This is a genomic window from Leclercia sp. M50, from assembly GCF_037150775.1.
Taxonomy (GTDB): Bacteria; Pseudomonadota; Gammaproteobacteria; order Enterobacterales; family Enterobacteriaceae; genus Enterobacter.
Map to the genome: position 1 here is coordinate 1 of NZ_JBBCPK010000148.1, position 7,161 is coordinate 7,161.

General features: G+C 53.7%; 9 protein-coding genes. 7 read left to right on the forward strand and 2 right to left on the reverse strand.

What is annotated here, in order from left to right:
• Both WFM46_RS21965 and baeR read left to right on the forward strand, forming a co-directional pair.
• Positions 1–336 (forward strand): ATP-binding protein (locus tag WFM46_RS21965; RefSeq protein ID WP_336998547.1); only part of this gene is annotated, 336 nt, incomplete at its 5' end.
• On the forward strand, positions 333–1,058 hold the full coding sequence (gene baeR, locus WFM46_RS21970) for a two-component system response regulator BaeR (RefSeq protein ID WP_103180239.1): 726 nt from the start codon (positions 333–335) through the stop codon (positions 1,056–1,058). The genes WFM46_RS21965 and baeR, both read left to right, overlap by 4 nt.
• 37 nt (positions 1,059–1,095) lie before the next feature.
• On the opposite strand, the gene WFM46_RS21975 is transcribed toward baeR, so the two are convergent.
• Both WFM46_RS21975 and WFM46_RS21980 read right to left on the reverse strand, forming a co-directional pair.
• Positions 1,096–1,839 carry a MerR family transcriptional regulator gene (locus tag WFM46_RS21975; RefSeq protein ID WP_103180240.1) on the reverse strand — a complete coding sequence of 248 codons (744 nt, stop codon included), beginning with the start codon at positions 1,837–1,839 and terminating at the stop codon, positions 1,096–1,098.
• A 108-nt stretch (positions 1,840–1,947) separates the two neighbouring features.
• Positions 1,948–3,174 (reverse strand): diguanylate phosphodiesterase, encoded by a 1,227-nt coding sequence (locus WFM46_RS21980; protein WP_336998548.1) that lies wholly within the window; start codon positions 3,172–3,174, stop codon positions 1,948–1,950.
• A gap of 305 nt (positions 3,175–3,479) precedes the next feature.
• On the opposite strand from WFM46_RS21980, the gene ycgZ reads away from it, so the two are divergent.
• The 5 genes from ycgZ to WFM46_RS22005 form a co-directional block, all read left to right on the forward strand.
• Positions 3,480–3,719, forward strand: coding sequence for a regulatory protein YcgZ (gene ycgZ, locus WFM46_RS21985; protein WP_103180242.1), 240 nt, complete (start codon positions 3,480–3,482; stop codon positions 3,717–3,719).
• A 137-nt stretch (positions 3,720–3,856) separates the two neighbouring features.
• The gene (locus WFM46_RS21990) at positions 3,857–4,174 is read left to right on the forward strand and encodes a hypothetical protein (RefSeq protein WP_180209867.1); all 318 of its coding nucleotides are present in this window, start codon (positions 3,857–3,859) and stop codon (positions 4,172–4,174) included.
• 39 nt (positions 4,175–4,213) lie between these two features.
• Complete coding sequence (locus WFM46_RS21995; protein ID WP_180209868.1) at positions 4,214–4,492, forward strand: biofilm development regulator YmgB/AriR family protein; 279 nt, start codon at positions 4,214–4,216, stop codon at positions 4,490–4,492.
• Positions 4,493–4,664: 172 nt separating this feature from the next.
• Entirely contained in the window at positions 4,665–6,026 is a 1,362-nt protein-coding gene (gene trhP / locus WFM46_RS22000) for a prephenate-dependent tRNA uridine(34) hydroxylase TrhP (protein WP_180209869.1), read from the forward strand.
• 825 nt (positions 6,027–6,851) lie between these two features.
• Positions 6,852–7,161: diacylglycerol kinase family protein (locus WFM46_RS22005; protein ID WP_336998549.1), on the forward strand; the 310-nt coding region annotated here is incomplete at its 3' end.

Genomic DNA, 7,161 nt, shown 5'->3' on the forward strand with positions numbered 1-7,161 from the left:
CTGTTTAACAACCTGCTGGAAAACAGCCTGCGCTATACCGACGCGGGCGGCGCGCTGCGGATCGCCGGCAAGTGCGAAGAGCAGCGCTTTACGCTGACCTTCGCCGATACCGCCCCTGGCGTCACGGACGACCAGCTCAACAAGCTGTTTGAGCGTTTTTACCGCACCGAAGGCTCCCGCAATCGTGCCAGCGGCGGCTCCGGCCTGGGACTGGCGATCTGCGTCAACATCGTTGAAGCCCACGGCGGCACCCTCCGCGCCGCCCATTCGCCTTTTGGCGGGGTTAGCATTACAGTAGAGCTACCGCTGGAACGCGATTTATCGAGAGAAGCATGACTGAGTTACCCATTGACGAAAACACACCCCGCATTCTGATTGTGGAGGACGAGCCTAAGCTTGGGCAGTTATTAATCGACTATCTGCGGGCGGCGAGCTACGCCCCGTCGCTTATCAGCCACGGCGATCAGGTCCTGCCATATGTACGCCAGACCCCGCCGGATCTGATCCTGCTTGACCTGATGCTGCCGGGCACCGACGGCCTGACCCTGTGCCGCGAAATCCGCCGCTTCTCTGAAGTGCCGATTGTGATGGTCACCGCCAAAATTGAAGAGATTGACCGCCTGTTAGGTCTTGAGATCGGTGCCGACGATTACATCTGCAAACCCTACAGCCCGCGCGAAGTGGTGGCCCGGGTGAAAACCATTCTGCGCCGCTGTAAACCGCAGCGTGAGTTGCAGGTGCTGGATGCCGAAAGCCCACTCATCATTGATGAAGGTCGTTTTCAGGCAAGCTGGCGCAGTAAGTTACTGGATCTCACCCCGGCGGAATTTCGTCTGCTGAAAACCCTCTCCCATGAGCCGGGGAAGGTGTTCTCCCGCGAGCAGCTGCTGAACCACCTGTATGACGATTACCGGGTGGTGACGGACCGCACCATCGACAGCCATATCAAAAATCTGCGCCGCAAGCTTGAAGCGCTGGATGCCGACCAGTCGTTTATTCGCGCAGTGTATGGCGTGGGGTATCGCTGGGAAGCGGATGCGTGCCGGATTGGCGGGTGATAAGAGAGAAAGTTACCCGCTGCGGCGGGTAATGGCATCAGACGGCGTCAGCCGCCCCGTGTGCCGTAATGACATACCCCTGATTTTGCCAGTGCTCCAGCTGCTGGCGCTGTTCGTCTGATAATGTCTCGCCTGCCCAGACGAGAATATGTTGGCCCGGGAAGAACTCTGGATGGGGTAACGCCAGGGGTTCAGCAAATACGTTGATGCGCCAGCCCCGATGCGAAAGGCGCCACGCTTCCAGCCACAGGCGGGTTCGGTCCTCAATACCCCAGCCTATCAGTAACGCATCCCTGCCCGCTTTCGCACGCGACTCCGTCAGGCTGGTGACCGCCTGCTCGATCAGAATACCGTCCAGCAGGCTGCCCATCGCCCGCGCGGTGGCGTGATCGAGACGGAGAGTGGCCCGCACGGGAATAAATACATGGTCTACCAGCGCATCCACGGAGTGGTGCTGGCAGAAAATCGCGATCTGCGCGCGGGATTTTGCCGGGTTGACCTGCCTCAGGGTGGCAATCATCTCTTCCCGCAGCACGCGCCAGTCTCCCGGCTCGGGGGCTTTATCCCCGTCAAGCAGGGCTTTTACCTTACCAACCGGTACGCCACGCTCAATCCAGCGCTTGATCTCCTCAATGCGCTGGAGGTCGTCATCATCAAATTGTCGATGTCCGCCTTCACTGCGCTGCGGTTTTAGCAGGCCATACCGACGCTGCCATGCACGCAGGGTGACGGGGTTGATGCCGCAACGTTCTGCCACATCGCCAATACTGTAAAAGGCCATCGATTCCTCATGACTAATCGATATATTCATTGTTCAAGGTAACGAATCTCGCCGGGCTGTACAACTCGTTATATTGTACAACAGAATTGTAACACTGCCCGGCGAAGGTTAGCGCACGACCTCCTCGCGCGGCTCAGGCCACGAAACTGGCGGGATGCCGGCCAGGTCAGGGGGGGCAACCAGGGGCCCCTGGAACTGCGAAACGCCGGCAGATTCGAGCCACATCCACTCTTCTGGCTGCTCAATGCCCACCGCGGAGATCAATATTTCCAAAGCTGTACAACATTTGATGATGGCGAGCACAATCGCCTGCCTTGGACCACTCTTGTGCACGTCGCGGATCAGGTCCCGGTTGATCTTAATTCTGTCTGGCTGGAACTGCGCCAGCAGCAATAAGCCGGCAAACCCGCCACCGAAGTGATCGATCGCCACGCCGATACCTGCGGCTTTTAGCTCACGTACCGCGCCGGTGAACTCGTCCAGACGGGAGATAACCTCGTGCTCGGTAAACTCTACCACAATCTGCTCGGCTACCAGCCCGTTAGCTTCTATCTCCTGGAGCAGATAGTTGACCGCATTGGGAACATTGACCAGCGTCATCGGTAAAAGGTTCACTGACAGGCTCTGTTCCCCCAGCCCCAACTCGCTTGCCATCGCGAAAGCAACGCTCTTGCTTTTGAGGTCAGCTTCGTAGACAGCATCCCCTTCGAGCCCCTCAAACCAGTGCTGGGCAGACTCCCCGTCCGGGGTGCGGATCAGGGCTTCGAAGGAGACAATTTCACGGGCCAGCGGGTCGATAATCGGCTGGAACGCGAAGTTGCACGTATCGCTTAAACGCCCCTGCAGCGCGCGTACGCTGGGAGCATCATTATCCGGGACAAACACCCAGTGATCCCCTGACGGCAGCTCAAAGTAGTTCTCTTTCTCACTCTCCTCGACGAAGGTTCTGAAGAACTGCAGCGCCCTGTCGTTGTAGGTCATCTGGTACTTTGTGGTGCCCTTATCCAGCACGTTTTGCATCACCTCGTGACGGTCATAGTGGCGCAGATCGAAGAGTTCCATGCCGTACTTGCCGAAGCGTCGGGCGCGGGAGTAATCGCACAACAGTTCCACCACGTTGTGGTGACGCGGGTCTTCGCAGATCGCGCGGTAAATGGCTCTTACCTTCTCCTCAGGTCCTTCGAGCAGCTGAAAAAAGAGCTTGCCGGTAAACAGGAGAATGCCGCTTACGCCGGCCTCTCTGTTTTTTACATTCGCTGCAACAACCATGTCTTCCAGCACGGTAACCGGTACGTCGTCACGAAAATGACTACGGTAAATGATGGTAGTGAGCATCGGGTTTCCAATAAGAGGAGGTGAATGAAAGTCCACAGTATCAGATGGTTGGCTGAACGTCTTATCAGCCTGCCCAGACGGGAAAATAGCCCGTCACCTGTACCCGCCTTAATGACGAAAATCGTCGACAATGTACAATCTTTTTAGACTGTTTTACACAATTTGTATTTTTTAAGATGTTGAATAGAAACACTTAGCACGTATTGATCAAAATATATTTGTTAACTTGTACAATTAGTATGTACAGTATTTACCAGTTAACAAGATATTAACCATTTAAATACAGCGGAATTCAGGAGTGACATATGCGCGAGAACGGGTACACACCGAACACAGCCAATGCCATTGCCCAGTACTTTAACAAAGCAAACCAGCCCTCCCAGCAGGAGACGCTGGGTCAAATTGTGGTTGAAATTCTACGGGAAGGAAAAATCCTTAACCGAAAGGCGATTTGTACCCGTCTTCTTCACCGCATGGAACAGGCGTCGGATCGGGAAGAGGAGAGCCGATATCAAACTCTGGTTGGCCTGCTGTTTGAACGTTAAGCGATACGCCACAGCAGCTGATTACCTTGTTTTTTGAGTCAGTTTTTTCTTTGCAACAGTTTTTTTATACTGTCGCCACAGACTGACTTTATGCCGCTTCTCTCCTGGCAGGAAGATGCGGCGACAGAGACGTAGTTATGAACAGAAGTGACCATGAACGACTGACTGATGAACTTATTGGCGAAGCCACGTTTTCTTTACTGAAAGATAATGGCCCCATCAGCATGAAGCTGTTGCTGGAGAGGCTACAGCAGATGTTATCGGTAGAGCAGGACGGGCAGCGCCGGAATGCGCTTTCCCAAATTATTCTGGAAATTTCCAACGATGGTAAAGGCGGCACCCGGCGTAATAACCAAAGTGAGCAACAGGCGTGGGACACGGATGGTCGACACAGCAGCAGCAATGTCTATCCTCTGTTTGGCAATAGCCCGCAAGCCAACAGAAATAAGCATTAACTGCATAATTAACTTATATAACTGAACCGGTGTGACACTATGAGCCAGGCTATGCTCCAGAAAAATGACTTTTACGACGAACTGCCCAATGCTGCATTGTCCAACTACTTTCGCAGCGCTGGCGGTTTGCTGGCCGAAGAGTGGGCACTGCTTCAGACTGTAACGGGTGCCATTCTGGATGCGAAGGAACCGCTGACTAACAAAGCGATTATTTTACGTTTGATCCGCGAAATTGAATCGACGCGCGACGTTGTCCGTGCCGATGTCATTCGTAAGACCCTGGAAATCATTGTCGATCACACCCAGGACGATCTCTGATTCCCCACGCCTGAACTGATGCCGACGGTACTGTCCTGCCGTCGGCGTTTACTCACTCAATGGTTTACCTCCCCTTCCCGCAGCGCTACAATGCCCGCCCTTAATGTATGGGATCTCCTCCCGGCGCCCACCTTGTGCGCGCATCTGACCTGTCATCAGAACGAGAACGAACATGTTTAAACCGGAACTCCTCTCCCCGGCGGGAACGCTGAAAAATATGCGTTACGCTTTCGCCTACGGCGCCGATGCCGTTTATGCGGGCCAGCCGCGCTACTCCCTGCGCGTGCGTAATAATGAATTTAACCATGAGAATCTGCAGCTCGGCATCAACGAAGCCCACGCGCAGGGTAAAAAATTCTACGTGGTGGTCAACATCGCGCCGCATAACGCCAAGCTGAAAACGTTTATCCGTGACCTGAAGCCGGTGGTGGAGATGGGGCCAGACGCGCTGATCATGTCGGACCCGGGTTTGATCATGCTGGTGCGGGAGCATTTCCCGGAGATGGACATTCATCTCTCGGTACAGGCCAACGCCGTAAACTGGGCGACGGTGAAATTCTGGAAGCAGATGGGGCTGACCCGCGTGATTTTGTCCCGCGAGCTGTCGCTGGAAGAGATCGAAGAGATCCGCACCCAGGTGCCAGACATGGAGCTGGAGATATTCGTTCACGGCGCGTTGTGCATGGCCTACTCTGGCCGCTGCCTGCTCTCCGGGTATATCAACAAGCGCGACCCGAACCAGGGCACCTGCACCAACGCCTGCCGCTGGGAGTATAACGTTCAGGAAGGCAAGCAGGATGAAGTAGGCAATATCGTGCATAAGCACGAGCCTATTCCGGTGCAAAATATTGAACCGACGCTGGGTATCGGGGCTCCGACCGACAGCGTGTTTATGATTGAAGAGGCCCAGCGCCCGGGTGAATACATGACCGCGTTCGAAGACGAGCACGGCACCTATATTATGAACTCCAAAGATCTGCGTGCCATTGCCCACGTGGAGCGCCTCACCCAGATGGGTGTGCACTCCCTGAAAATAGAAGGCCGCACCAAGTCCTATTACTACTGCGCGCGTACCGCCCAGGTTTATCGCCAGGCGATTGACGATGCGGCTGCAGGTAAACCGTTCGACAGTACCCTGTTGCAAACGCTGGAGGGGCTGGCGCACCGCGGTTATACCGAAGGCTTCCTGCGACGCCATACCCATGACGATTACCAGAACTATGAATATGGCCACTCGGTTTCTGAACGCCAGCAGTTTGTCGGCGAGTTCACCGGCGAGCGCAAGGGCAACCTTGCGGCGGTGGCGGTTAAAAACAAGTTCCTCGTTGGCAACAGCCTGGAGTTAATGACCCCGCAGGGCAATATCAATTTTACCCTGGAGCATATGGTGAATGGCAAAGGCGAGTCGGTCACCGTCGCACCGGGAGATGGACATACCGTCTGGCTGCCGGTCCCGGAAGAGATTGCTCTGGATTATGCGTTACTGATGCGTAATTTTAACGGCGAAAATACCCAGGCGCCGCACGCTAAGTAATGAAAGCGGGTTATTTTTTGGTATGAGATGATTCTTAGAATTCGATCACATACCGCTGCGTTTGATGAGGGTATTATTGCCAACGCTGAAAAACATAACCCATAAATGCTAGCTGTACCAGGAACCACCTCCTTAGCCTGAGTAATCTCCCTTACGCAGGCTAATTTTTTTGTCTAAAAACCCCTTCTTTTTTCTACCCAGTATCGTAACGACCTCAAAGCCCGCCCTTAACGTAAATTTCTTTCTGTTTTCGCCGGGAAGTGACTTAATTTATCAATTTATTAAAGTCAGGTTATTCATAAACATGTCTGATGCTATTCTTCTTATGAAGGAAATTTCACTTAAGGAGAAGGAGGAAATATGTACTGGGTGGTTGAAAAAAGGATGGTTTGCCCTCGTACTGGAACAATTTTTATACATGTACTCACCGTTAAAAATCTCAGGCTGATAATCTGGTACAAGGGAGATTATTTTATCAGCGTCGGCTCGGTCCTTGTGACAAGTCCCTTCGGTATTGTTATCGACGGTAAAATCAGAGCACTAAACATTCTTCGTACATTCCCTTATAACCCCACGCTTTGGTCATCATTTCTGAAAAGTTCCGGCTGCCCTGGCAATGAGGGGGCGCTGATCACCCGCTGTATGCATCGTCGCGACTGCGTCTTTGCATTATGTCCCTATGGCGCGATAACGTCTTAATATCCTGACCGAGTGGCGCAAACTTTGGCTCGCCACTCATTTAATTTTTCGCCTTTCGTCCTCTTCTTACCCGCTTTTCTCCGCGCTGCGATACACTTCTTGAAGATCAGCACAGGAGCAACGTGGATGGCGACCTATCCGGCAAGTTTATTAATTCTCAATGGTAAAAGCGCGGGCAACGATCTTTTGCGCGAGGCGGTTACACTGTTACGCGACGAAGGCGTTCAAATCCACGTGCGCGTCACCTGGGAAAAAGGCGACGCGGCACGCTATATCAATGAAGCTCGCACGCTTGGCGTCGAGACGGTCATTGCGGGCGGTGGTGATGGCACCATTAACGAGGTGGCGTCCGCATTAATTAATCTGCAGGGCGATCACCGTCCCGCGCTGGGTATATTGCCCCTCGGCACAGCGAACGACTTTGCCACAAGCGCCG